This is a genomic window from Oceanospirillum sediminis, assembly GCF_014164585.1.
Taxonomy (GTDB): Bacteria; Pseudomonadota; Gammaproteobacteria; order Pseudomonadales; family Halomonadaceae; genus Oceanospirillum; species Oceanospirillum sediminis.
This window is the reverse complement of sequence record NZ_JACJFM010000256.1, coordinates 1-344: the sequence shown is the minus strand read 5'-3', so window position 1 is coordinate 344 and position 344 is coordinate 1. Positions and strand designations below refer to the sequence as shown.

Annotated in this window: 1 protein-coding gene; it reads right to left on the bottom strand. The window is 59.3% G+C overall.

Annotation, left to right across the window (positions count from 1 at the left end; translation table 11 throughout):
* On the bottom strand, positions 1-344 hold a 344-nt coding region (locus H4O21_RS24805; RefSeq protein ID WP_182812627.1), incomplete at both ends, for a fibrinogen-related protein.

Genomic DNA, 344 nt, shown 5'->3' with positions numbered 1-344 from the left:
TTCCAGTTCATCCACACCATGCCGTCGTCCGTGCCGTGCTTGGCCATGTGACTCGTGTAGGCTCCGCCCATGTAGTATCGGCCGTTGGGATTGGCCGAGTGGCAGCGGTTGTACCACCAGCCGCCACCGTCCTCCCTGGCGCACTGTTTGGAGGGATCACCGGGGGTCCAGTTGTCGTTGTCTCTGTCGTAGGTGCTGAACATCATGCCGTTGTGAATGGTCATCGTGCGGTTTTCACCAAACAGTTCCAGTGCTCCCTCCAGGAAACCGTTGCCGGCGTTACCAGAGTAACCGTCGACCGCCAGCACGTAGTTGGACGTCTCTGATTGGACGGTGAACTGGCG